Origin of the sequence: Kribbella jiaozuonensis, from assembly GCF_005233875.1 — a bacterium.
Taxonomy (GTDB): Bacteria; Actinomycetota; Actinomycetes; order Propionibacteriales; family Kribbellaceae; genus Kribbella; species Kribbella jiaozuonensis.
This window is the reverse complement of record NZ_SZPZ01000006.1, coordinates 94,900-119,417: the sequence shown is the minus strand read 5'-3', so window position 1 is coordinate 119,417 and position 24,518 is coordinate 94,900. Positions and strand designations below refer to the sequence as shown.

The window sequence follows — 24,518 nt, the reverse complement described above, 5'->3', positions numbered from 1 at the left end:
TCGTACCGGCGCGTAAATGCCGCGAGGGCGGCACCCCCGGATGGGGATGCCGCCCTCGGGCGGGGTGACTCGAATCAGTTCTGGTACGAACCGAGGTCGAAGTCGTCGAGCGGGACCGACTGGCCCGAGGACGGGCCGAAGTCGTAGTCGTACGACTCGTAGCCGACCATCGAGTACATCGCGGCCTTCGCCTCCTCGGTGGGCTCTACCCGGATGTTGCGGTAACGGTCCATGCCCGTACCGGCCGGGATCAGCTTGCCGATGATGACGTTCTCCTTCAGACCGACCAGCGAGTCGGACTTGCCGTGGATCGCGGCCTCGGTGAGGACGCGGGTCGTCTCCTGGAAGGAGGCGGCCGACAGCCACGACTCGGTTGCCAGCGAGGCCTTGGTGATACCCATCAGCACCGGACGACCCGAGGCCGGCGTACCGCCCTCGGCCACGACGCGGCGGTTCTCCGCCTCGAACATGATCCGGTCCGCGAGCTCACCCGGCAGCAGCTGGGCGTCGCCCGACTCGATCACCGTGACCCGGCGCAGCATCTGCCGGACGATGATCTCGATGTGCTTGTCGTGGATGGCCACACCCTGCGACCGGTACACCTCCTGGACCTCGTCCACCAGGTGCTCCTGCGCCTTGCGGACACCCAGGATCCGCAGAACCTCCTGCGGGTCCGGCGTACCCTGCGTCAGCTGCTGACCGACCTCGACGTGCTGACCCTCTTCGATCAGCAGGCGGCCACGCTTCGACACCGGGTAGGCGACCTCCTCGGAACCGTCGTCCGGGGTGAGCACCAGCTTCCGGGTCTTGTCGGTGTCCTCGATCGAGATCCGGCCGGCGGCCTCCGAGATCGGCGCCTTGCCCTTGGGCTGGCGGGCCTCGAACAGCTCGACAACACGCGGCAGACCGTGGGTGATGTCATCACCCGCGACACCACCGGTGTGGAAGGTACGCATCGTCAGCTGCGTACCCGGCTCACCGATGGACTGCGCCGCGATGATGCCGACCGCCTCGCCGATGTCGACCGGCTTGCCGGTCGCCAGCGAACGGCCGTAGCACTTCGCGCAGGTACCGGTCTTGGCGTCACAGGTGAGCACCGACCGGACCTTGACCTCCTCGATCCCGGCCGCGACCAGCTTCGCGATCGACACGTCGCCCAGGTCGGCGCCGCCGGCGAGCACGACGTTGCCGTCTGCGTCCAGGGCGTCGGTGGCCAGGGTCCGCGCGTACGCGCTGGTCTCGACGTTCTCGGCGTGGACGACCTTGCCGCTCGGGTCCTTCTCGCCGATCTGCTTCGGCAGGCCCCGCTCGGTACCGCAGTCCTCCTCGCGGATGATCACGTCCTGCGAGACGTCCACCAGACGACGGGTCAGGTAACCCGAGTCGGCGGTCCGCAGCGCGGTGTCGGCCAGACCCTTCCGCGCACCGTGGGTGGCGATGAAGTACTCGACCACCGACAGGCCCTCACGGAAGTTGGACTTGATCGGCCGGGCGATGATCTCGCCCTTCGGGTTGGCCACCAGACCACGCATACCGGAGATCTGCCGGATCTGCATCATGTTGCCTCGGGCACCGGAGTGCACCATCATCCAGATCGGGTTGTCCTTGGCGAAGTTCTCCTCCATCGCCTTGCCGACCTCGGCGTTGGCGCCGGTCCAGATCTCGATCAGCTCCTGGCGCCGCTCGGACGAGGTGATCAGACCACGCTCGAACTGCTTCTGGACCTTCTCGGCCTGGGCCTCGTACCGAGCCATGATCTCCGGCTTGGACGGCGGCGTGCTGAAGTCGTCGATCGACACGGTCACCCCGGAACGGGTGGACCAGTAGTAACCGAGGTCCTTCAGTGCGTCGAGGGCGTGTGCGACCTCGACCTTGGTGTACCGCTCCGCGAGGTCGTTGACGATCCCACCGAGCTGCTTCTTGCCCACCTCGGTGTCGACGAACGGGTAGTCCGCCGGCAGCGCCTCGTTGAACAGCGCGCGACCCAGGGTGGTCTCCAGTCCGAAGCCACCGTCGGCCAGCTCGATCGCGTCGGCCGGAGCCGCGGAACCGTTCAGCCGCAGCGAGATCTTGGCCTGCAGCGCCAGCTCGTGGCGGTCGAAGGCCATGATCGCCTCGGCCACCGAGCTGAACGCCCGGCCCTCGCCCTTGGCGCCGTCCTTCAGCATCGTCAGGAAGTAGATGCCGATGATCATGTCCTGCGTCGGCATCGTGACCGGACGGCCGTCGGCCGGCTTCAGGATGTTGTTGGTCGACAGCATCAGGATCCGGGCCTCGGCCTGCGCCTCGGCCGACAGCGGCAGGTGCACCGCCATCTGGTCACCGTCGAAGTCCGCGTTGAACGCAGAGCAGACGAGCGGGTGGATCTGGATCGCCTTGCCCTCGATCAGCTGCGGCTCGAACGCCTGGATACCCAGCCGGTGCAGGGTTGGTGCACGGTTGAGCAGAACCGGGTGCTCGGTGATGACCTCTTCCAGCACGTCCCAGACCTGGGCGCGCTGACGCTCGACCATCCGCTTGGCGGACTTGATGTTCTGCGCGTGGTTGAGGTCGACCAGCCGCTTCATCACGAACGGCTTGAACAGCTCCAGCGCCATCGCCTTCGGCAGACCGCACTGGTGCAGCTTCAGCTGCGGGCCGACCACGATGACCGAACGGCCCGAGTAGTCGACGCGCTTGCCCAGCAGGTTCTGACGGAAACGACCCTGCTTGCCCTTGAGCATGTCGGACAGCGACTTCAGCGGCCGGTTGCCCGGGCCGGTGACCGGACGACCGCGGCGGCCGTTGTCGAACAGCGCGTCGACGGCCTCCTGCAGCATCCGCTTCTCGTTGTTGACGATGATCTCCGGCGCGCCCAGGTCGAGCAGCCGCTTGAGCCGGTTGTTCCGGTTGATCACCCGGCGGTACAGGTCGTTCAGGTCCGAGGTGGCGAACCGGCCACCGTCGAGCTGAACCATCGGCCGCAGGTCCGGCGGGATCACCGGGACGCAGTCGAGCACCATGCCCATCGGGCTGTTGTTGGTGGCCAGGAACGCCGTGACGACCTTGAGCCGCTTCAGGGCACGCGTCTTGCGCTGGCCCTTACCGGTCTTGATCGTCTCGCGCAGGTTGTCCGCCTCGGCCTTCAGGTCGAAGGTCTCCAGCCGGCGCTGGATCGCGGCGGCACCCATGGCGCCCTCGAAGTACTTGCCGAACCGCTCCTTCATGGCGCGGTAGAGGATCTCGTCGCCCTCCAGGTCCTGGACCTTGAGGTTCTTGAACCGGGTCCAGACCTCGTCGAGGCGGTCGATCTCGCGCTGCGCACGGTCACGCAGCTGCTTGACCTCACGCTCGGCGCCTTCCTTCACCTTGCGGCGTACGTCGGCCTTGGCGCCCTCGGCCTCGAGCTGCGCCAGGTCCTCCTCGAGCTTCTTCATCCGCTGCTCGATGTCGTTGTCACGACGGTTCTCGAGCTGCTTGCGCTCCACGTCCACCCGGCCCTCGAGCGAGGACAGGTCGCGATGCCTGGCCTCGTCGTCGACGTCGGTGATCATGTACGCCGCGAAGTAGATGACCTTCTCCAGGTCCTTCGGGGCGAGGTCGAGCAGGTAGCCGAGCCGCGACGGGACACCCTTGAAGTACCAGATGTGGGTGACCGGCGCGGCCAGCTCGATGTGGCCCATCCGCTCGCGGCGCACCTTGGAGCGGGTGACCTCGACGCCACACCGCTCACAGATGATGCCCTTGAAGCGAACGCGCTTGTACTTACCGCAGTAGCACTCCCAGTCCCGGGTGGGACCGAAGATCTTCTCGCAGAAGAGACCGTCACGCTCGGGCTTGAGCGTCCGGTAGTTGATCGTCTCCGGCTTCTTGACCTCGCCGTGCGACCACTGGCGGATCTCATCCGCGGTCGCCAGGCCGATCCGAAGCTCGTCGAAGAAGTTCACGTCGAGCACGATGTGTTATCTCCCGTTGCTAAAAGTGGTCTGAGTGAGTTGGTTGTTGATGTCAAGCGGCAACCCGCTCAGACCTCCTCGACACTGTTCGGCTCGCGCCGGGACAGGTCGATGCCCAGTTCCTCTGCCGCCCGGAAGACGTCCTCCTCGCTGTCGCGCATCTCGACCCGGCTTCCGTCGGACGAGAGCACCTCGACATTGAGGCAGAGGGACTGCATTTCCTTGACCAGAACCTTGAACGACTCCGGGATACCCGGCTCCGGAATGTTCTCGCCCTTGACGATCGCTTCGTACACCTTGACCCGGCCGACGACATCGTCGGACTTGATCGTCAGCAGTTCCTGCAGCGCGAAGGCGGCACCGTAGGCCTCGAGGGCCCACACCTCCATCTCGCCGAACCGCTGGCCACCGAACTGGGCCTTACCGCCCAGCGGCTGCTGGGTGATCATCGAGTACGGACCGGTCGAACGCGCGTGGATCTTGTCGTCGACCAGGTGGTGCAGCTTCAGGATGTACATGTAGCCGACACCGATCGGGTCCGGGAACGGCTCACCCGAACGACCGTCGAACAGGCGTGCCTTGCCCTGCCCGTTGACCATCCGGACACCGTCGCGGTTCGGCAGCGTGGAGGACAGCAGGCCGGTGACCTCGTCCTCGGTCGCGCCGTCGAAGACCGGGGTGGCGACGTTCGTCATCGGCTCGGCCGCACCGGCGCCGATCTTGATCAGCCGCTGCGCCCACTCCTCCTCGTTCTCCGGGTCGACCTCCCAGCCGCGGCTGGCGATCCACCCGAGGTGGGTCTCCAGCACCTGGCCGACGTTCATCCGGCCGGGCACGCCCAGCGGGTTGAGGATCACGTCGACGTGGGTGCCGTCCTCGAGGAACGGCATGTCCTCGACCGGAAGGATCTTGGAGATGACGCCCTTGTTGCCGTGCCGGCCGGCCAGCTTGTCGCCGACCGAGATCTTCCGCTTCTGGGCCACGTACACGCGGACCAGCTGGTTGACGCCCGGCGGCAGCTCGTCGCCGTTGTCGCGGTCGAAGACCCGGACACCGATGACGGTGCCCTCCTCGCCGTGCGGCACCTTCAGCGACGTGTCGCGGACCTCGCGCGCCTTCTCACCGAAGATCGCCCGGAGCAGCCGCTCCTCCGGGGTGAGCTCGGTCTCGCCCTTCGGCGTGACCTTGCCGACCAGGATGTCACCGGTGGTGACCTCGGCGCCGATCCGGATGATGCCGCGCTCGTCCAGGTCGGACAGCATCTCGTCGGAGACGTTCGGGATGTCCCGGGTGATCTCCTCCGGCCCCAGCTTGGTGTCGCGAGCGTCGACCTCGTGCTCCTCGATGTGGATCGAGGTCAGCAGGTCCTGCTGGACGACGCGCTGGCTGAGGATGATCGCGTCCTCGTAGTTGTAACCCTCCCAGGTCATGAACGCGACCAGCATGTTCCGGCCGAGGGCCATCTCGCCCTCGTCGGTGCACGGACCGTCGGCCAGCGGCGTACCGATCTCGACCCGCTGCCCGGCGTCGACCAGCGGACGCTGGTTGATGCAGGTGCCCTGGTTCGAGCGGCGGAACTTCGCCATCCGGTAGGTCTGGTACGTGCCGTCGTCGGCGGCGATCTCGATCAGATCGGCCGAGACCTCCTTGACCACACCGGCCTTGTCGGACACGACCACGTCGCCGGCGTCGACCGCACCGCGGAACTCCATCCCGGTGCCGACCAGCGGCGCGTCCGAGGTGATCAGCGGCACCGCCTGGCGCTGCATGTTCGAACCCATCAGCGCGCGGTTGGCGTCGTCGTGCTCGAGGAACGGGATCAGGGCCGTCGCGACCGACACCATCTGGCGCGGCGAGACGTCCATGTAGTCCACGTCGTCGACCGGCACGAGCTCGACCTCACCGTGACGGCGGCGGACCAGCACGCGCTCCTCGGCGAACCGGTTCTCGTCGTTCAGCGCGGCGTTGGCCTGCGCGATGACGAACCGGTCCTCCTCGTCGGCGGTCAGGTAGTCGACCTGGTCGGTGACCTGGCCCTCGACGACCTTGCGGTACGGCGTCTCGACGAAGCCGAACGCGTTCACCCGGCCGTACGACGCGAGCGAGCCGATCAGGCCGATGTTCGGGCCTTCCGGGGTCTCGATCGGGCACATCCGGCCGTAGTGGGACGGGTGGACGTCGCGGACCTCGAAGCCGGCCCGCTCACGGCTCAGACCACCCGGGCCGAGCGCGTTCAGCCGGCGCTTGTGGGTCAGACCCGCGACCGGGTTCGTCTGGTCCATGAACTGGGACAGCTGGGAGGTGCCGAAGAACTCCTTCAGCGCCGCCACCACCGGACGGATGTTGATCAGGGTCTGCGGCGTGATCGCCTCGACGTCCTGGGTCGTCATCCGCTCGCGGACCACCCGCTCCATCCGGGCCAGGCCGGTGCGGAGCTGGTTCTGGATCAGCTCGCCGACCGTGCGCAGCCGGCGGTTGCCGAAGTGGTCGATGTCGTCTTCCTCGACGACGATCTCGCCCTTCGGGGCCGGCAGCTCGGTCTTGCCTTCGTGCAGCGCGACCAGGTACTTGATCGTGGCGACGATGTCGTCGACGGTCAGCACCGCCATGTCGTGCGCCTCGTCACGGCCGAGCTTCTTGTTGATCTTGTAGCGGCCGACCTTGGCCAGGTCGTAGCGCTTGCCGTTGAAGTAGTAGTTCTCCAGCAGCGCCTGCGCGGCCTCGCGGGTCGGCGGCTCACCCGGACGCAGCTTGCGGTAGATGTCCAGCAGCGCGTCGTCCTGCCCGGAGGTGTGGTCCTTCTCCAGGGTCAGCCGGATCGACTCGTACTCGCCGAACTCTTCGAGGATCTGTGCGTCGGTCCAGCCGAGCGCCTTGAGCAGGACGGTGACGTTCTGCTTGCGCTTGCGGTCGAGACGGACGCCGACCATGTCGCGCTTGTCCACCTCGAACTCCAGCCACGCGCCGCGCGACGGGATGATCTTGGCGGTGAAGATGTCCTTGTCGGACGTCTTGTCCGGGGTGCGCTCGAAGTACACACCGGGCGAGCGGACGAGCTGGGACACGACGACCCGCTCGGTGCCGTTGATGACGAAGGTGCCCTTGCGCGTCATCAGCGGGAAGTCGCCCATGAAGACGGTCTGGCTCTTGATCTCACCGGTTTCGTTGTTCATGAACTCGGCGGTGACGAACAGCGGCGCGGAATAGGTGACATCCCGCTCCTTGCACTCGTCCACCGTGTTCTTCGGAGGCTCGAAGCGGTGGTCGCGGAACGACAGCGACATGGTGCCGCTGAAGTCCTCGATCGGGGAGATCTCCTCGAAAATCTCTTCCAGGCCGCTGGGGCCGGACAGGTCCGACCGCCCCTCGGCCTCGGCGGCGGCCACGCGGGCCTGCCACGTTTCGTTACCGACCAGCCAGTCGAAACTATCCACCTGAAGCGCAAGCAGATCCGGAACCTGAAGAGGCTCGGAGATCTTTGCGAAGGAGATGCGGCGGGGGCCGGTGACGTTGGAAATGCTGTCGGACTGGGGGTTGCGCGAGGCGACCAAGGGGCGTCCTTCCACGGGCTCGCAAAATCACATCGGTGCTGGGAGCGCACGCCAAGCCGCCCCAGTCAAGTCGAGACCCGAGCCGAGGCGAGGAAAAAGGCAGCGCAAAGCAATAGGCTACATGATCCAGGCAAGCCTGTCCAATGGGGTCCAATAGTTTGCCGTTGGACCACCCTCTCCGTCAAGGACCGACCCGGGGTCTCCAGCGGGTAGATCACCCACGAGCCACCCAGCGTCCTCTTGGTGCGGAGTCACCTAGAGATTACAGTCCGGCGATCTCCTGGACCAGCCATCGATCGCCGTTTCGGACCATTGTGAAGCGGGTCCGGTTCAGATCCACCCGGGGACTACCCTTCGTGATCGTGCTGGTGGTCGTCTGGTTGACGAAGATGATCAGCGTGACCCGGTCGGCGTCGCCGTCGCGGACCCCGACCTCACGGACATCGGCCTTCACCGTGGCCTTGGTCTTGGTCGCCAGTTCGCCGGCGACCTTGGCGGTCTGGTCGAACTTCTGGGCGAAGTCCGGGGTCATCGTCCCGCGGGCCGCGGCGAAGCTTTTGTCCAGGTCACGGTAGTCATAGCTCAGTGCCGTCTCGGCTGCCTTCCGGCCCGCGGCGGCCGCCTGGTCGCGGGCATCCTCGGCCTGCTTCCCGTGCCACGCCTTCACCCCGAGCACAGCCGCCACGACCAGCGTCACGACGACGACCAGACCGAGTCCGGCCAGCAGTACGTCGCTCTGCCGGCGCTCACGCTGCGTGACAACCGGAGCTTCCGGCTTCGGTTTCGAAGGCTTCGCGGGCTCAGGTGTGGCTGGTGTCACATCCTCGACCGGGGTCTCGTCAGAGCTCTCGGTGATCTTCAGATCACCCTCGGCGACATCTTGGATGCTCGCCTTCGGCCGGCGTTGGCCCGCGATGCGGGGGCGGCGGTTGCGATTGTCTGCCATCAGCCCACCACCTGGAGGTCGGCGGTCAGCCACTGGTTCTTCTCCCGGACCAGGTCGAGCTTGATCCGGTACCGGCGCTCGACCCCGTCGGTCGAGGCCGTGTTCGTCACCACTGCGTTCACGATCACCAGCACCTGGGCGGAGTCCTTGTCGTTCGAAACCACGGCGGCCTCCTTCACGTCCCCCTTGGAGGTCGCCTTGTTGGTCACCACATCGGTCTTCACGGCGTCGATCCCGGACTGGAACTCCTGTTTGAACTGCCCGGTCGAGTCGTCCAGCACCCGCTTCGAGTCCGCGTCCCAGGTCTGGTAGTCGTACGTCGTGAAGTCCAGCGCCAACTGCCGCGCCGCCTTCATCGCACCGTCGCGCTGCGAGTCGGCGGCCCGCTGCTTGCTCAGGCCGACCACCGACAGCGTCAGCCCGGCGAGTGCCACCAGGAGCAGGACGCTGAGCGCCCACGCCAGAATCATCCGGCCGTTCCGTGCCATCACTTGCTCGTCACCGGTCCGAGAATCAGGGCCTTCCAGGAGTCGCTGCCGAGCAGCTCCTCCTGACCGCCGGTCGAGCCGAGCGTCATCGCCGGCATCCCGCCGGACCCGCCGGCCTCGCCGGTGACCGGGTCGTACCCGACCCCGTAGCCGGTCCGGTTCAGGTCGCGCGACGACGGGCCCGGCTTGTTCTGCGAGCCGCGGACGTTGATCCCGCTCGACGGGCTCGCCGTACAGCCGGCCTTGGTGTTGGCCGGGGTGTTCGCGGTGTTCTGCGGGACCCGCTTGGCGGTGCCGCCGTACCCGGGCCGGCAGGCCGGCGGGGTGAGGCCGACGACCAGCCCGAAGTGGGCGTCGTAGTGCCCGGTGCCCGGGTCCTTGGCCGGTACGACGTACCCGCCCATCGCCACCGCCGGGTAGACGACGAACAGCTGCTCGACGGCATCCAGCCGGACCGCGGTCAGTTCGCTCACCGTCAGCAGGTTACCCAGCAGCACCGCGATGTCCGCGCGGTTGTCCTGGATCAGGCCGGTCAGCTGGGTGGACGCGAGCGAGCCCTGGTCGATCACCTTGCGCAGGTTCGCGTCCGAGCTGACCAGGGTGTCGGACAGCAGCGCGAGGTTCTTCGCCCAGGTCTTGATCGCGTCACCGCTGGCCACCTGGGTGGCGAGCACGGTGTCGCCGTCGTTGATCAGCTTGATCGTCTGCAGCACGTTCGCGTCCGCGGTGTCGATCAGCTGGCCCGAGCTGTCGATGATCTTCTGCAGATCGGTGCCCTTGCCCTTCAGCGCCTCGCCGAGCTCGCGGACGGTCGTCTTCAGGCTGTTCTTGTCGACCGAGTTCACCAGCTGGTCGAGGTTCAGCAGCAGTTCGGTGGTGTCGATCGGTACGGCGGTGTCCTGGCGCGCGATCTTCGAGTTGTTCTGCAGGTACGGCGCTCCGTCGCGGCGCGGCTGCAGGTCGACGTACTGCTCGCCGATCGCGGACCGGTTCGCGACCACGGCCATCAGGTCGTTCGGGATCTTGAACTTCTTCTCGATCACGAGGTTCACGTCGACGCCGTCGGACAGCAGCTTGAGCTGACCGACCCGGCCGACCGGTTGGCCGCGGTACGACACCTCGGCGCCGGAGAAGATGCCGCCGGACTCGGCGAAGCTGGCGCTGACGGTGTAGTCGGTGTCGACGATCAGCTTGTCGACCTGGGCGTACTTCGCGCCGACGAACGCGACGCCGACGACGGTGATCAGCAGGAACACCATCAGCTGGATCCGGACCGCTCTGGTGATCATTTGACCGCCCCCGGCATCAGCGCACGGGCAAGGTCGGGATCGAACCCGGACCGCTTCAGCTGCGGTGTGCAGACCGGTAGCCCGAGCAGGGTGATGCAGGTCGTCGCCGTACCGGTCGGGACCGGGAGCGTCGGCAGGATGCCGCTCTTGCCCGGGCTGGTCGGCAGATGCACCGGGAGACTGATCCGGCCGGTCGGCAGCGCCGTCGGGCCGATCGTCGGCAGAGTGATGCCGAGCAGGCCCTTGAGTGCCTTCTGCGTGTTCACGTCGAGCGTGATCCCGAGGTTGGTGAAGTCACCCTTGGCGGCGTTCGCGGCCTGGTCGGGGAACGGGTAGGTGAACAGCAGCTCCAGCGACTTCGGCAGGTTCGCCCCGGCCTCGGCCAGCTTGGTCAGGATCGGGTACAGCGACTGCAGGTTGGCGACCAGGTCCTTCTGCGCCGAGGTGATCACCCGGGTCGCGGTGTTGCCGAGGGTCGCCAGCGCCTGCAGCGTCTTGACCAGCGCGGCCCGCTGCTTGTCCAGGGTCGCGATCGACTTCGGCAGCGAGTCGATCGCGGTCGCCAGCGTCGCCTTCTGCGCGTTGAGTTTCTTGGCCAGCGCATCGACCGCGGTGATCGCGGTGACGATCCGCGCCTTGTTCTGGTCCAGGGTGCCGACGAAGGTGTTCAGCTGGGTCAGCACGTCCCGGATGGCGGGCTCGTTGCCGGTCAGCGCCTTGTTCAGCTCCTGGGTGATGATCTGCAGCTGAGCCACGCCGCCGCCGTTCAGCAGCAGCGAGAGTGCGGACAGGACTTCCTCGACCTCGACGTTGCTGGTCGTCCGCGACAGCGGGATCAGCTCGCCGTTCTCGAGCTTGCCGCGCGGCTGCTCCGACCCGGTCGGCCGCGACAACGACACGAACTTCTCGCCGAGCAGGCTGGTCTGCCGGATCGTGGCGTGCGTGTTGTCCGGCAGCGCGAGGCTCTTCGGCAGCTTGATCCGCACCTTCGCGATGTACCCGTCCAGCCAGACCTTCTCGACCGTGCCGACGGTGACGTCGTCGACCTTCACCGTCGACTTCGGCACCAGGTCCAGGACGTCGGCGAACTCGACAGTGACCGTGTACGACGGCCCCTTGATCTTCGCGCCACCCGGCAACGGCAGCGAGTACACGCTGAAATCGCATCCGGTCAGCAAGGTCACCAGGGCGATCACGCCGGCGACGATCGACGTACGGCGTTGGATTCTGGGGCGTTTCACTTGACCAACCCCCCGAGCGTCGGATCGACCGGGTCGGGGCTGTTCAGCGGGGCCTTCGCGGGCGGAGCCCACGGCGTACCGGCCGGACCGCCGCTCACGGGCGCGTTGGCGCCGGTCAGCTGGGTGATCAGCGGCAGCTTGGCGAGCGCGTCGAGGACCGGCTTCAGCGCCGAGCAGCTCGACAACGGCTGGTTCACCTGCAGCAGCAGCGAGCAGACGAACGTGGCCGGATCGTCCAGCTGAGCGGGGTTGATGCGCTGGTCCAGCGTGCCGAACTGCGGGTTGTAGATCCGGGCCAGGTTGCCGAGACCGAGCGGCGCGGTGTCGAGCACCTCGGCGATCGCGGCCTTCTCCTTCACCAGGATCTGCGACAGCTGCGTTGCTTGGCTGACCGTCGACTTCACCAGTCCCCTGTTGTCCTTGACGAACGTCGCGACCTCGCCGAGCGCGGTGGCCAGCAGCGACAAAGCGGCGCCGAGATCCTTCCGCTCGCCGGCCAGGGTCGTGGAGACCGAGGCGAAGTTCGAGTTGAACTGGCGGACCAGCTGGTCGTTCGCGGCCAGCGCGGACACGAAGGTCTGCAGCTGCCGGATCGTGTTGAACAGCGCCGAGGAGTTGCCCGACAGCGTGCTGGTCAGCTTCGAGACGTCGGTGATGGTCTGGTTCAGTTTGGCGCCCTGGCCGTTCAGGTTCTTGGCCGAGACGTCCAGCAGTCGCGCGAGCGCGCCCTGGTCGTTCGCGCCCTTCGGTCCGAGCGCCACGGACAGGTCGTTCAGGCTCTGGTAGATCTGGTCGAGCTCCAGCGGTACGGCGGTCCGCTCGATCGGGATCTGTGCGCCGTCGGCCATCACGTCACCCTTGGAGTACGCCGGGGTGAGCTGGATGTACCGGTCGGCGACGATCGACGGCGAGGCGATGACGGCTTTCGCGGTCGCCGGCACCTTGTGCTTCGCATCCCACCAGAACTTCACCCGGACGGTCCGACCGGCCGGCGTGATGCTCTCCACCTCGCCGACCTTGATCCCGAGGATCCGTACGTCGGACCCCGGGTACACCGAGACTGCGCGCGGGAAGTACGCCGTCGCCGTCACCCGCGCGGGCTTCGGCCACAGCGTCACGGCGCTGACCGCGAGGATCACCACGACCACGCCGATCGCGATCAGCCGGGACAGGGCGTTGACCTTCATCAGCCGCCACCTCCCAGGATCGCCGGCAGGCCGGGGATCGGCACCTTGGGCAGCGGGATCTCCGGGACCGGCGCGAGGTTCTGCAGGTAGGTGTCGAACCACGGCCCGGTACCGAGCGTGTTGGTGAAGACCCGGACGAACGGCGCGAGGCCCTTGATGCTCGCGTCCAGGGAGTTCTGGTTCTGCAGCAGTACGGCGAGGACCGCGTTGACCTTCTGCAGCGTCGGGGCGAGGTCCTTGCGGTTCTCCCGGACCAGCGCGGTGATCTGCGAGGCCAGCTGCTGCGTCGAGACCAGCAACTGGTGGATCAGCGCCCGCCGCGCCTGCACGGCCTGGAAGACGGTGTTGCCGTCCTTCATCAGCTTGATCAGCTGCTGGTTGCGGTCGGCAAGAACCTTGGTGACCACGTTCGAGTGCTGGAGCAACGACTTCAGCTGCTCGTCCCGGGCGGCGACGTTGCGCGACAGCCGCGACAGCCCGGTCAGCGAGGCCTTGACCTCTTCGGGCGTGTTCTTGAACGTCGCCGACAACGTGTCCAAGGCCCTGGCCAGCTGCGCGGTGTTGATCCGCTCGGTGGTGTTGGCCAGATCGGTGAACGCGTCCACGACGTCGTACGCCGAGACCGTGCGCGCCAGCGGGATCTCCGAGCCGGCCTTGAGCTGGCCCTGGCCGGCCGGGTCGAGCTTCAGGTACTTCTGGCCGAGCAGGGTCTTGATCTTCATCTCGGCGCCGGTCTGGTCGCCGAGCTTCACGCCCTTGTCGACGACGAAGTCGACCCGGACGTGGGTGCCCTCGAGCTCGACCTTGCGGACCTTGCCGACGCGGACGCCGGCCACCCGGATCTCGTCGTTCGGCTTCAGCCCGCCGGCCTCGGAGAACTGCGCGGAGTACTTCGTCCCGCCGCCGATCAGCGGCAGGTCCTGCGCCTTGAACGCGGCCAGCATGATCAGGCCGATCACGGTCAGCCCGATGACGCCGATCGTCACCTGGTTCTGCTCGCGGAAGGGCTTCACTTCTTGCACCTCGCCGAGTTGAGGTCGTAGGCGACCGGAATGCGAGTCCCTGTGGGCAGCGTGACGTTGCCGTCGAAGTTGCACAGGTAGAAGTTGAACCAGGAGCCGTACGACGCGGTGCGGGTCATCGTGTTCAGCTTCTGCGGCATGAACTGCAGGGTCTTCACCCAGATCGCCTGGGTGTCGTCCAGCGTCGACGCGGTGATCCGCAGCTTGTCCAGGTCGGCCTTGATCGGCACCCGGGTCTGCTGCAGCAGTCCGGCGGTCTTGGTGTTCAGCGAGTTGATCGAGCCGAGCGAGTTCAGGATCGGGGTGACGTCCTGGCTCAGACCGGTGATGAACTGCTGCAGGTTGACCAGCAACTGGGAGAAGTTCTGCTGCCGCTGCGAGACGATCTGCAGCGTCGAGGTCAGGTTCGTGATCAGGTCGCCGATCACCTGGTCCGCGTCGGCCAGCGTGGTCGTCAGCGACGCGGTCCTCGCGAGCAGTGACTCGATCGTGCCGCCCTCGCCCTGCAGCACCTTGATCACCTCGAAGGCGAACTGGTTCACGTCCGCGGGCGTCAATGCGGTGAACAGCGGCTTGAAGCCGTTGAAGAGCACCGACAGATCGAGCGCGGGGGTCGTGTGCTCCTTCGGGATGATCCCGTTCTTCTTCAGCCGCTCGCCGCCACCGACGCCGTCGGTCAGCGCGACGTACCGGTTGCCGACGAGGTTCCGGTACCGCAGCGTGGCATGCGTCGAGGTGTCGACGACCTGATCGGAGTCGACGCTGAAGGTCACCATCGCCAACGTGTTCTGGTACAGCTGGATCTTGTCGACCTGACCGACCTTCACACCGGCGATCCGGATGTCGTCACCCTGGTTCAGCCCGACCGCGTCGGTGAACACGGCCCGGTACTTCGTCGTCGAGTTGAAGGTGATGTTGCCGATCGTCACGGCGAGCAGCGCGGTCGCGATCGTGGTGATCACCACGAAGATGCCGAGCCGGACGGTGTCGAACGTCGTCTTCTTGTCGAAGAAGCTCACCGGGTGACCCCCCTCGGCTGTTGGTGCGCAGCTCCGGTGTCCAGGCGGGTGCATCGCAAGGCGGAAGAGGCGCACGATGCGGGTTTCATCGTGCACCGACGACAACGCAGCGAGGTGCCCGCCTGGGCGCCGGAGATGCGTGCCGAACAGTCGAGGGGGGTCACCTTAGATTCACCTGACCTCCGCGGAGCAGCGGGCCGACCATCAGCGTGGTCAGGTCCGGTACGTCGCTCGGCGCGAGACCCATCTCGGGGCCGACGACCGAATCGACGACCTTCTGCTCGGCCGGCGTACCGACGCCCTGGGTGTCCATCGCGAACCCCGGCATCGCGCGGTTCAGCTGGACGTTGAGCGGGAAGCGCTGGTTCTTGTTGTGGTCACCGATCACACCGTCGTCACCGGTGACGTACGGCGCCGGGTTCTCCTGGTTGTACGGGCCGGGCTTCTCCCCCGGGACGCTGTAGTTCCGGCCGACGCAGGTCGGGCCTCGGTGGTCCTTGTAGGCGGGCAGCTCGTTCGGCTCGTACGGCGTGGGCTGGTTGGTGATCAGTTCGAGGTTGATGTTCAGCCGGCCGTCGCGGAACGTGTCGTTGAGGACCGGCGCGGTGTCGGCCATCACCTGGAGGAAGCACGGCACCTCGGGCGAGTACTTCTCCAGCAGGTCGAGCACCGGGCGGCTGACCTGGCCGAGCCGGATCACGCGGTCCTCGTTCTCCTTGAGGAACGCGTTGCCGGTCGTCGACAGGTTCTGCACGTTGCCGAAGAACTGCTGCAGCTGCTGTTCCTTCTCCACCACGGTGTTGCCGGTGATGGTCAGGTTGCGCAGGGCGCGGACCAGGTCGGGCGTGACGTCGCCGTACAGATCGGAGACCTGGGTGAGCTTGACCAGGGCGTCCATCAGCTTCGGGATGCTCGGGTTCAGCTTCTTCAGGTAGCCGTCGAGCTGGGTCAGCGTGCCGGCGATCTCGGTGCCGCGGCCCTCGAGCGCGGTCGCCAGCGTGTTCAGCGTGGCGTTCAGGTCGGCCGGGTCGACGGCCTGCAGCAGCGGCAGCGCGTCGTTCAGCACCTTCTCGATCTCGATGCCGACCGCGGTCTTGTCGCGGCTGATCACGTCGCCGGCCTTGATGTGCCGTCCTTCGGGGCCGCTCGGCGGCACGAGTGCGACGTACTTCTCGCCGAACAGGGTCTTCGGCAGGATCCGGGCGCTGACCGCGCTGGAGATCTCGTCGACCTGGTCGGGCTTCAGCGACAGCCGGACGGTCGCCTCGTCGCCGTCGGTCGAGACCCCGCGGACCTCGCCGACGATGATCCCGCGCAGCTTCACGTCGGCGTGGTCATTCAGCTGCAGGCCGATGTGGCTGGTCTTCAGCTCGATGTCCACGGTCTTGGTGAAGACCTTCGCGTAGAACGCGTACGTCAACCAGAGCAGGAAGCACAGCACGCCGATGAAGGCGACGCCGAGGACCTTGTGCGAAATGAGTCTGCTCATCCGGCCAACCTCACGGTGGTCGTCGTACCCCAGATCGCCATCGACAGCAGCAGGTCGACGACGTTGATGACGACGATGGAGGTCCGTACGGCGCGACCGACAGCGACGCCCACACCGGCCGGGCCGCCGGTCGCGTGGTAGCCGTGGTAGCAGTGCACGAGGATGACCAGCACCGAGAACACCAGCACCTTGCCGAACGACCAGAGCACGTCTCCGGGTGGCAGGAACAGATGGAAATAGTGGTCGTACGTACCTGTGCTCTGCCCGTAGAACGTCGTCACAGTGAGCCGGGTCGCGAAGTACGACGACAGCAGTCCGACGACGTACAGCGGGATGACGGCGACGAGTCCCGCGATGATCCGGGTCGTCACCAGGAACGGCAGCGACGGGATCGCCATCACCTCGAGGGCGTCGATCTCCTCGCTGATCCGCATCGCGCCGAGCTGCGCGGTGAAACCACAGCCGACCGTCGCGGCGAGGGCGATACCGGCGATCAGCGGGCCGATCTCACGGGTGTTGATGTACGCCGAGACGAAGCCGGCGAACGCCGACGTACCGATCTGGTTCAGCGCCGAGTAGCCCTGCAGGCCGACCTCGGTGCCGGTGAAGAAGGCCAGGAACGTGATCACGCCGACCGTGCCGCCGATGACCGCGAGCGCGCCCGTGCCCAGCGTCACCTCGGCCAGCAGCCGGAAGATCTCCTTGCGGTACCGCGTGACGGACTTGCCGGACCAGGCGAGCGCCTTGATGTAGAACGCGAGCTGCTCACCGAGGTGGTCGAGCGAGTTCAGCGGCTTCTTGACCAGGTTGTCCATCAGGGCCGACACGTCACGCCCCCTTCGGCGGGACGAGCTGGAAGTAGATCGCGGTCATCGAGAAGTTCGCGACGAACAGCAGCATGAACGTGATCACGACGGACTGGTTCACCGCGTCGCCGACACCCTTCGGTCCGCCGCCCGCGTTGACACCCTTGTACGCCGCGACGACCGCGGCGATGAACCCGAACACCAGCGCCTTCGCCTGGCCCTGCCACAGGTCCGGGAGGTGCGCGAGCGCGGTGAAGCTGGCGATGTAGCTACCAGGTGTGCCGTCCTGCAGCACGACGTTGAAGACGTAACCGCCCATCACGCCGACCACGCTGACGAACCCGTTCAGGAAGAAGGCGACCAGCATCGTCGCCAGCACCCGCGGTACGACGAGACGCTGGATCGGGTCGATGCCGAGCACCATCATCGCGTCGAGCTCTTCACGGATCTTCCGCGAGCCGAGGTCCGCACAGATCGCCGAGCCACCAGCCCCGGCGATCAGCAACGCGGTCGCGATCGGCGACGCCTCCCGTACGACGGCCAGCACCGCGGCCGATCCGGTGAACGCCTGCGCGCCGAACTGCTTGATCAGGCCGCCGACCTGCAGCGCGATCACCGCGCCGAACGGGATCGCGACCAGCGCGGTCGGGATGATCGTCACACTCGCGACGAACCAGGCCTGCTGCAGGAACTCCTTCACCTGGAACGGCCGGCGGAACGTGGCCCGGCCGGTATCGAGTGCGAAGGCGAACAGCGAACCTGCGTGCTTCAGGGGGGCGGTAGCGCTCACAGTCACCTGGCGCCCACCACATTCGATTCGAACGATCCTGGCGGCGGGGTGACGCCGTTCTCGCGGCACCACTCACCCGGCTCGCGCTGGGTCGGGCGGAGCATGCCGCTGCTGGGCAGCTGCTGGATCGGGATCGGCGGCAGCGGCGGCAGCTCCTGGCCGGCCTCCGCGGCCAGCTCCTCGGCGTCCTTCTCCTCGGACATGCCGATCGGGCCGACCATCTGCGCGTTCAGGAACTGGCGGACCACCGGCTCCTCGCTGGACAACAGCATCTCCCGCGGGCCGAACATGGCCAGGTGCCGGTGGTACAGCATGCCGATGTTGTCCGGGACGGTCCGCGCGGTGTTCACGTCGTGGGTGACGATCAGGAACGTCGGGCTGAACGCCTCGTTCAGGTCGATCATCACCTGGTTCAGGAACGACGTACGCACCGGATCCAGACCGGAGTCGGGCTCGTCGACGAGGAGGATCTCGGGGTCGAGCACCAGCGCGCGGGCCAGGCCGGCCCGCTTGCGCATCCCGCCGGAGATCTCGCCGGGCAGCTTCCGCTCGGCGCCGACCAGGCCGACCATCTCCATCTTCTCCATCACGATGGACCGGATGTCGGACTCGGACTTCTTGGTGTGCTCGCGCAGCGGGAACGCGACGTTGTCGTACAGGTTCATCGAGCCGAACATCGCGCCGTCCTGGAACAGCACGCCGAACAGCCGCCGGATGTCGTACAGCTCGCGCTCGCTGCAGGTGGCGATGTCGGTGCCCTCGATCCAGACATGCCCCTTGTCGGGCTTGAGCAGCCCGATCAGCGTCTTCAGGAACACCGACTTACCGGTGCCGGACGGACCGAGCATCACGCAGATCTCACCGGCCGGCAGGGTCAGGGACACGTCGCCCCAGATCAGCTGGCTACCGAAGGACTTGGTGAGACCTTCGACGCGGACTTCTACGCCCACCGGCCCTCCTCACGGGAATGTTCTGGCTGCCCCGAACCGACGAGTACGCGGTTCCAACGACGGAGCAGTGGCCTAGGTTACGCACGAGTACGTTTTTTCGTAACCCCTAGCTGTCAAGCGGTTGCGATACTAACCATCACGTAATGGCAGAAGGGCGGCCCCCTTGCGGGGACCGCCCTTCTCTACACATTCGTTACGCTCCTTGACGGAACGTAACTGAGGTCACTTCAGGGTGACGGTGGCGCCGGCGCCCTCGAGGGCCTCCTTGGCCTTCTCCGCGGCAGCCTTGTCGACCTTCTCGAGGACGGCCTTGGGGGCCGACTCGACGAGGTCCTTGGCCTCCTTCAGCCCAAGGCTGGTGAGACCGCGCACCTCCTTGATGACCTGGATCTTCTTGTCGCCGGCGCTCTCGAGAACGACGTCGAACTCGTCCTGCTCGGCGGCCTCTTCGGCCGGCGCGCCGGCAGCCGGGGCACCCGGGGCGGCAACGGCAACCGGGGCGGCGGCGGTGACGCCGAACTCCTCCTCGAATGCCTTAACGAACTCCGACAGCTCCAGCAGGGTCAGTTCCTTGAACTGGCCGAGGAGCTCTTCGGTGCTGAGCTTCGCCATGATGGCGGTCCTTCCTGACAAATGTTGCTTGGTGATCACTGATGGGGTGTTGCGGATGAGATCTGCCTCAGCTCTCGGCTGAAGCGGTCTCCTCGGTGCTCGCCTCGGCAGGTGCCTCGACCGTGTCCTGCACGGGTGCCTCGTCCGCCACTGCGTCCTGCACAGGGGCGGCTTCGGCCGGCAGCTTGTCCTGCAGCGCCGCGAACAGGCGCGCGGCCTGCGACAGCGGAGCAGCGAACAGCGACACCGCTTGCTGCGGGGCCGCCTTCATCGCACCTGCGAGCTTCGCGAGGAGGACCTCACGCGACTCCAGGTCAGCGAGCTTGCTGATCTCGTCAGAGCCGAGTGCCTTGCCTTCCAGCACTCCACCCTTGATGACGAGCAGGGGGTTCGCCTTGGCGAAGTCACGCAGTCCCTTGGCCGCAACCACCGGGTCGCCCTTGATAAAGGCGATCGCGGAGGGGCCTTCGAGCAGCGAGTCGAACGAGTCGACACCTGCGTCCTTGGCCGCGATCTTGGTCAGCGTGTTCTTCACCACGGCGTAGTTCACGTCGTCACCGAGCGCGACTCGCAATTGCTTGAGCTGCGCAACGGTGAGACCGCGGTACTCGGTCAGCACGGCGCCGTTGGAGCTACGGAACTCGTCCGTCAGCTCCGCGACAGCGGCTGCCTTGTCCGGCCTCGCCATGGGGGTCTCCTTCTATCGGCTTCCACGCCTAGGACCCCTGAACAAAGAGAAACGCCCCTGCGCAGGCGCAAGGGGCGTGAACATGCATGCTTCACTATCCAAGTCACCTGCGCGGGCCGCCCACCTGAGTGGGACCTTCAGTCACCCTTGCGGGCAACGACCAGCGGTCTTCGGCAGTAGACAGTGTGCCTGCTGCACACACCGTTTATCAAATCGGTTGTGGATGCGGCGGGATCCAGCGGTGCATCGCGGTCGCCGCGGCCCAGCCGGTCAGCGCCATGATGACGATCGCCGGCCCCAGCCCGAGCACGGCCGTCGCCCCCGCCAGCAGCAACGGCCCGGCTCCGTTCCCGGTGTCCGCGAAGAGCCTGAACGCCCCGAGGAACTGGGCTCGTCCGACCGGTGGTGACGCGTCCGCACCCAGCGTCATGATCACGCCGGCGCCCAGCCCGTTCCCGATCCCCATCAGCAACGCGACCAGAGTCAGCGTGACGGCGGTGTGCGTGAGCGGTAGTAAGAGGTGCGCGAACCCCAGCACGAACATCGACGGTACGGCGACCCACTTGCGGCCGAGCCGGTCCATCACCGAGCCGGCGGGATAGAACAGCAGCATGTCCACCGCACCGGACAGTCCGAAGATGATGCTGGTCGTCTGGGCATCCAGTCCGATGTGCAGTGCCCACAGCGGGATCACCACCTGGCGGGACGCGCGAACGGCGCCTACCAGTAGCGCGCCGACGCCGAGAGTCCGCAGTACCGGGAAGTGGTCGCGGATGACGACCCAGGTCGACTGTGCGGCGACCGGACGGCTCCCGCGGGTGCGGCCTTCGATGTCGGGCAAGCTCAGCAGGACGCCACACGCCAGCAGCGCGGCGATCAGGTGCACCCAGTACGCGCCGTCCGTCCCGAGGAACTTCATCGCACCGGCGCCGAGGAACGGGCCGATGAAGGAACCGATGCGCTGTACGCCGCCGAGCGTGGACAGTGCGCGAGCGCGGAGCTCGATCGGCACGGCCTCGCTGAGATATGCCTGCCTGGCAAGGCCCCAGACCGCGCCGGCCAGTCCGGTGCAGCCGATAGCGATGGCCAGTCCCCAGACGTTCTGCACGACCAGACAGGCGGCTAGTGCGAGTGCGACGAGGACGGTGGCGCCCAGCATCGCTCTGCGTTCACCGATGCGGTTCGTCAGAGCACCGGCTGGGATGTCGCCGATCACCTGGCCCAGTCCGGCTGCCGCGACGACCAGTCCTGCAACAGCGACCGAGGCGCCGAGGTGGGTGGCCGAGAGCGCTACGACCGGAGCGATCGCACCCTGACCGATTCCGTACAGAAGTGCGGGCAGATAGACCGCGGGGGCGATCTTGAGGAGGCTCCTGGCTTGGGACATCACCGGCCGCCGGCCAGCGCCGTACTGCGGTCCCGTGCGGCCGGGGTGGCACCCAGCAACTCCGACACCGACCAGGCACCCGCGACGACCCTCATCCCGAACTCCTCCATCCGATCCACCGGCATCCGCATCTCGGGGCCGGACACACTCAGACAACCCGCGACCTGCCCGGAGTAGCCGAACACCGGCGCCGCCACACTGCAGATCCCTGCCGTCCGCTCGGTCCGCGACATCGCGTACCCGCGCCGGCGGATGTCCGCGAACTGCTCGGCGAGTACGTCGGGGTCCGTGATCGTCGCCGGCTGCACCCGTTCGAGCGGACCCTTCAGGACTTCCTGCTGCTGCTCGAACGGCAGGAACGCGAGCAACGACTTCCCCGGCGCACCGAGCGGTAACGCGACCGGCAGGCCGAATTCCGTGTAGGTACGGCGCAGCTGGTGGTGACTCTCGACCTGGTCCAGTACGACGCGCTGCCCGGACGGCAGCAGCTCGTGCACAGCCGCGGTCTCCCCTGTGTCATCGCGGAGTGCACGGAGCACTGGCATCGCAGCGTCCCGCAGGCCGGCCGGAATCCCACCGCTGTGCGCGAGCTGCACGACCAGCGGACCGATCGCGTACCGCCGGTGCGCCGTCTGCCGGACGAGTCCGTTCTCCTGCATCGCCAGCAACAGCCGATGCACGGTGCTCGTCGACAGGCCGGTCGCCCGGGCCAGATCACTGATCCCGAGCTCCGGAGTACGCGCGTCGAAACACCGCAGGATCGCCACAGCCCGATCGATCGACTGCACCGAGCCCCGGGTTTCCTGCATTGCGAAACTATATCCCGCCATACGGGAAACGGCGCGGGCATTCCAAAGCCCGGACCACTCGGCCCGGGCTTCGGAGGTGAGTCAGCTGAGAACGGCGAGGGCGTCGATCTCGACGAGCATGTCGGGGAGCGGCAGGCCGGTGAAGACGGTGGTGCGGGACGGCAGGACGCCGCTCGGCGTGCGGGTCGACACGAACTCGGCGTACGCCTCGTTCATCGCGGCGAAGTTGTCGCGCTCGGTGAGGTAGACGCGCAGCATCACCACGTCGTCGATACTGCCCCCGCCGGCCGTCAGGATCGCTTCGATGTTCTGCAGCACGCGGGTGGTCTGTGCCTTCACGTCGCCGTGGAACACGAACTCGCCGCTGGCCGGGTCGACCGAGCCCTGGCCGGACACCTGCAGGATGTTGCCCTTGCGGACGCCCTGGGAGAACACGGGCATCGGCGGCGGCGCGTCGGTGGTGGAGACGACGGTCTTGTCGGACATCAGGTCTGACCTCTCAGTTGTAGTCGGCACTGATCGCGTGGGCGGTGGCGAGCAGCTCGGGTAGCAGTTCGAGCACCTGCTCATAGTTCAGCAGTACGTCGGGAACCGACAGCGACACGGCCCCCACAACGCGGCCCGTGCTGTCCTTCAGCGGCGCACCGATGCAGTTGATGAACGCCTCGTGCTCCGCCTTGTCCTGCGCCCAGCCACGCTCGCTGACCGTGTCCAGCTCGTCCCGGAGCCGGTCCGGGTCAGTGATCGTGTTCGGCGTGTACTCGTGATACTCCAGCGACTCGATCAACGCCTCCCGCCGCCGCTTCGGCTGCGCGGCGAGCAGGACCTTCCCGACCGCTGTGCAGTGCAGCGCCGCAGGTACGCCGATCTGCGAGTACATGCGGACCGAGCGCACACTGTCGAGCTTGTCGACGTAGATGACCTCGCCGTTCTCCCACGCAGCCAGGTGGACGGTCTGCCCGGTCTTCTGGTTCAAGGCGCGCAGATGAGGCGCAGCAACTTCGCGTACGACGTGTTGCTCGCGCGCCACGTCCGCGAGAGCGAACAGCCGCGACCCCAGCCGGTAGCGGTGCGCGGCATCCCGGCGTACGAACCGGTCGGCCTCCATGGTGCGCAGCAGTCGCAGGACCGTGGTCTTGTGAACACCTAGCTCGGCGGCGAGCTGATCCAGCGACCGCTCACCCTCGCCGAGACTGGTGAGGATCTGCAGCGCCCGACCGAGGCTCTGACTCATGCCGGACCGATCTTCGTGGCGGCCCACTCCTCGTCGGTGCAGTTCAGCAACCGCTCGCGCACCTCTGGCGCCGGCGGCGGCGCGTGATCCTCAGGTGCCGTCAGCACTGCGGCCGCCGTCAAATGCCCCAACCGCAACCGCTGCACCATCGGAAGCCCTTGCAACGTGCCAGTGAGGAACCCCGCCGCAAACGCATCCCCCGCTCCCACTGTCTCCACGACGTCTACTGACAGCGCTGGGACCTCGGTGCGGCCGTCCGGCTCGAGCACCATCGCAGTGTGCGCATCGTCCTTCAGGACCAGAGTGCGTGCGCCCAGGCGCTCATAGAGTTCGTCCGGGTTGGCAGTCCCGGCGAAGACCTCTGCCTCATCCGCCCCGATCAGCACGATGTCAGCCGCCTTCAGCAACCGCCACAGCGGCGCCGGATCCTTGTCCCGCCACAGCACCGGCCGCCAGTTCAGGTCCACGCTCAGCAGGAACGACCGCGGCTCCGTCGCCAACCGCTCCAGCATCTGCGCACTGCTCTCGGAGATCGCTGCGGTGATGCCCGTCGTGTGCACAAGCCGTGCTTGCTTGAGCCGGTCGCTTACGGCCGGCCGGTCCAGAAACTCAGGATCCATAGCAGCGGCCGCCGAGCCGGTGCGGTAGTAGTGCATCCGCGACCGACCGTCCTCCGATTCCTTCACATAAAGGGCTGTCGGCCGGACCGCATCGACCTCCACACCCCCGACGTCGACGCCCCGCTTCTCCAGGTCCCGCAGTACGTGCTGACCGAACCCGTCGTCCCCCAGCCGCGAGATCCACGCCGTCGGAACACCGAGCGCGGCAAGCCCGCCGGCCACGTTGCACTCCGCTCCGCCGACCGACCGCCGGAACACCTCGACGTCCGCGAGCGGCCCCGGCCCACCGGCGAGCATGATCATCGCCTCACCGATGCAGACGGCGGCCGTCTCAGGGAGCGGTTCGGGCATCGGCACTCCTCGGCGACGGGGTGATGGGATGGGGTGCGTTGACGCAACTTTGGCCGCGATGCTACAACCGACGAGTCAGAATACGCAATGAACGTTGCGTATCC

20 protein-coding genes are annotated in these 24,518 nt (G+C 66.9%); all 20 read right to left on the bottom strand.

From position 1 onward, the window contains the following. Positions 1-74: 74 nt before the first annotated feature. Entirely contained in the window at positions 75-3,935 is a 3,861-nt protein-coding gene (locus FDA38_RS35830) for a DNA-directed RNA polymerase subunit beta' (protein ID WP_137258641.1), read from the bottom strand. 68 nt (positions 3,936-4,003) lie between these two features. Continuing rightward, positions 4,004-7,486: a DNA-directed RNA polymerase subunit beta gene (gene rpoB / locus FDA38_RS35825; RefSeq protein ID WP_130441516.1), complete on the bottom strand. Its 3,483-nt coding sequence runs from the start codon at positions 7,484-7,486 to the stop codon at positions 4,004-4,006. A 262-nt stretch (positions 7,487-7,748) separates the two neighbouring features. Continuing rightward, entirely contained in the window at positions 7,749-8,432 is a 684-nt protein-coding gene (locus tag FDA38_RS35820; protein ID WP_233715129.1) for a hypothetical protein, read from the bottom strand. Beyond that, positions 8,432-8,920: a hypothetical protein gene (locus FDA38_RS35815; RefSeq protein WP_137258640.1), complete on the bottom strand. Its 489-nt coding sequence runs from the start codon at positions 8,918-8,920 to the stop codon at positions 8,432-8,434. Before FDA38_RS35815 ends, FDA38_RS35820 begins: the two co-directional genes overlap by 1 nt. Continuing rightward, positions 8,920-10,209, bottom strand: coding sequence for an MCE family protein (locus FDA38_RS35810; protein ID WP_137258639.1), 1,290 nt, complete (start codon positions 10,207-10,209; stop codon positions 8,920-8,922). The genes FDA38_RS35815 and FDA38_RS35810 overlap by 1 nt, the downstream gene beginning before the upstream one ends. Continuing rightward, a complete protein-coding gene (locus FDA38_RS35805) occupies positions 10,206-11,450 on the bottom strand; it encodes an MCE family protein (protein ID WP_137258638.1) in 1,245 nt (414 codons plus the stop codon). The genes FDA38_RS35810 and FDA38_RS35805 overlap by 4 nt, the downstream gene beginning before the upstream one ends. Continuing rightward, complete coding sequence (locus tag FDA38_RS35800; RefSeq protein WP_137258637.1) at positions 11,447-12,637, bottom strand: MCE family protein; 1,191 nt, start codon at positions 12,635-12,637, stop codon at positions 11,447-11,449. The genes FDA38_RS35805 and FDA38_RS35800 overlap by 4 nt, the downstream gene beginning before the upstream one ends. Beyond that, the gene (locus tag FDA38_RS35795) at positions 12,637-13,650 is read right to left on the bottom strand and encodes an MCE family protein (RefSeq protein ID WP_137258636.1); all 1,014 of its coding nucleotides are present in this window, start codon (positions 13,648-13,650) and stop codon (positions 12,637-12,639) included. The genes FDA38_RS35800 and FDA38_RS35795 overlap by 1 nt, the downstream gene beginning before the upstream one ends. After that, positions 13,647-14,678, bottom strand: a complete 1,032-nt coding sequence (locus tag FDA38_RS35790) for an MCE family protein (protein WP_137258635.1) — start codon at positions 14,676-14,678, stop codon at positions 13,647-13,649. Before FDA38_RS35790 ends, FDA38_RS35795 begins: the two co-directional genes overlap by 4 nt. A gap of 160 nt (positions 14,679-14,838) precedes the next feature. Continuing rightward, positions 14,839-16,167, bottom strand: coding sequence for an MCE family protein (locus FDA38_RS35785; RefSeq protein ID WP_233715128.1), 1,329 nt, complete (start codon positions 16,165-16,167; stop codon positions 14,839-14,841). Then, complete coding sequence (locus FDA38_RS35780; protein ID WP_130443647.1) at positions 16,164-16,982, bottom strand: MlaE family ABC transporter permease; 819 nt, start codon at positions 16,980-16,982, stop codon at positions 16,164-16,166. The genes FDA38_RS35785 and FDA38_RS35780 overlap by 4 nt, the downstream gene beginning before the upstream one ends. Positions 16,983-16,995: 13 nt before the next feature. Then, entirely contained in the window at positions 16,996-17,769 is a 774-nt protein-coding gene (locus tag FDA38_RS35775; RefSeq protein ID WP_137258634.1) for an MlaE family ABC transporter permease, read from the bottom strand. Then, positions 17,766-18,713, bottom strand: a complete 948-nt coding sequence (locus FDA38_RS35770) for an ABC transporter ATP-binding protein (RefSeq protein WP_137258633.1) — start codon at positions 18,711-18,713, stop codon at positions 17,766-17,768. Before FDA38_RS35770 ends, FDA38_RS35775 begins: the two co-directional genes overlap by 4 nt. Positions 18,714-18,935: 222 nt before the next feature. Continuing rightward, on the bottom strand, positions 18,936-19,325 hold the full coding sequence (gene rplL, locus FDA38_RS35765) for a 50S ribosomal protein L7/L12 (RefSeq protein WP_137258632.1): 390 nt from the start codon (positions 19,323-19,325) through the stop codon (positions 18,936-18,938). Positions 19,326-19,392: 67 nt separating this feature from the next. After that, positions 19,393-20,013 (bottom strand): 50S ribosomal protein L10, encoded by a 621-nt coding sequence (gene rplJ / locus FDA38_RS35760; protein WP_137258631.1) that lies wholly within the window; start codon positions 20,011-20,013, stop codon positions 19,393-19,395. 208 nt (positions 20,014-20,221) lie between these two features. Beyond that, positions 20,222-21,400 (bottom strand): MFS transporter, encoded by a 1,179-nt coding sequence (locus tag FDA38_RS35755; RefSeq protein WP_137258630.1) that lies wholly within the window; start codon positions 21,398-21,400, stop codon positions 20,222-20,224. After that, positions 21,400-22,209 (bottom strand): IclR family transcriptional regulator, encoded by an 810-nt coding sequence (locus FDA38_RS35750; RefSeq protein WP_202878004.1) that lies wholly within the window; start codon positions 22,207-22,209, stop codon positions 21,400-21,402. The genes FDA38_RS35755 and FDA38_RS35750 overlap by 1 nt, the downstream gene beginning before the upstream one ends. 81 nt (positions 22,210-22,290) lie before the next feature. After that, positions 22,291-22,695 carry a RidA family protein gene (locus FDA38_RS35745; RefSeq protein ID WP_137258628.1) on the bottom strand — a complete coding sequence of 135 codons (405 nt, stop codon included), beginning with the start codon at positions 22,693-22,695 and terminating at the stop codon, positions 22,291-22,293. A gap of 13 nt (positions 22,696-22,708) precedes the next feature. Continuing rightward, on the bottom strand, positions 22,709-23,443 hold the full coding sequence (locus tag FDA38_RS35740; RefSeq protein WP_137258627.1) for an IclR family transcriptional regulator: 735 nt from the start codon (positions 23,441-23,443) through the stop codon (positions 22,709-22,711). Beyond that, complete coding sequence (locus FDA38_RS35735; protein WP_137258626.1) at positions 23,440-24,414, bottom strand: sugar kinase; 975 nt, start codon at positions 24,412-24,414, stop codon at positions 23,440-23,442. The genes FDA38_RS35740 and FDA38_RS35735 overlap by 4 nt, the downstream gene beginning before the upstream one ends. Positions 24,415-24,518 lie beyond the last annotated feature (104 nt).